At 49.2% G+C, this 838-nt stretch carries 2 protein-coding genes; both read right to left on the bottom strand.

What is annotated here, in order from left to right; translation table 11 throughout:
- On the bottom strand, positions 1-414 hold a 414-nt coding region (locus ACJY2G_RS25510; RefSeq protein WP_430324195.1), incomplete at its 3' end, for a DUF3304 domain-containing protein.
- 20 nt (positions 415-434) lie between these two features.
- Positions 435-838, bottom strand: a 404-nt coding sequence (locus tag ACJY2G_RS25505; RefSeq protein WP_430324196.1) for a DUF3304 domain-containing protein, incomplete at its 5' end; no start/stop codon positions are given.

Genomic DNA, 838 nt, shown 5'->3' with positions numbered 1-838 from the left:
GTGAACGTGCAAATCATTCTCACCCCATTTGCGTTCGGGAAGAGGCATGATTACTTTATGGATTTCAGTACGAATTCCTGCCTGATATTGCGCAAGAGTGTAATCAACTGTCCAGACAACTTCCGCCGTCTTCCCGCTGATACTGCCACAACACGTTGTTTTACCCCCACCATGAGCAAATGCATTGGGCCCCGCTACACCATTCACACTAAATCCCCGTATAGGCCGGTCAATTTCGCTGTGAATAATTAATGTCACCGGTCCGGTCGGTGGCCCCCAGATGGATGCCCAGACTAACCAGCCTCCCCATCCCAGTATGAACAATAATAATCCTGCGCCCAGCCATTTACCCCAGCGCGCGTAGCCGCGGTTAACAGCTCCGTCTATTTTTTCCAGTCTTTTAAAAAAATCCATTTTATTCCCCGCCATAACTTTTATTTACCGTTTACTGCATCTGGGAGTTCTTCAGCCTTCGGATGAATAAATCCTGTACCCCACCACAAACGGACCTTATCTGCAGGAAGGAAATAAACATGCAGATAATTTTCTTCCCATTTGCGTTCGGGAAGAGGCATGATTATTTTATGGATTTCAGTACGAGTTCCTGCCTGATATTGCGCAAGGGTGTAATCAACTGTCCAGACAACTTCCGCCGTCTTTCCGCTGATACTGCCACAACAGGTCGCGCCCCCACCGCCATGTGCAAATGCATTCGATCCCGCCACGCCATTCACACTAAATCCCCGTATAGGCCGGTCAATTTCACTGTGAATAATTAATGTCACCGGCCCGGTCGGTGGTCCCCAGATGGATGCCCAGATTAACCAGCCTCCCCATG

This window comes from Rahnella sp. ATs2 (genome assembly GCF_051851855.1).
GTDB lineage: Bacteria > Pseudomonadota > Gammaproteobacteria > Enterobacterales > Enterobacteriaceae > Rahnella > Rahnella variigena.
Note: the sequence above shows the minus strand (reverse complement) of the source record. Positions and strands in the feature narration are given on the sequence as shown.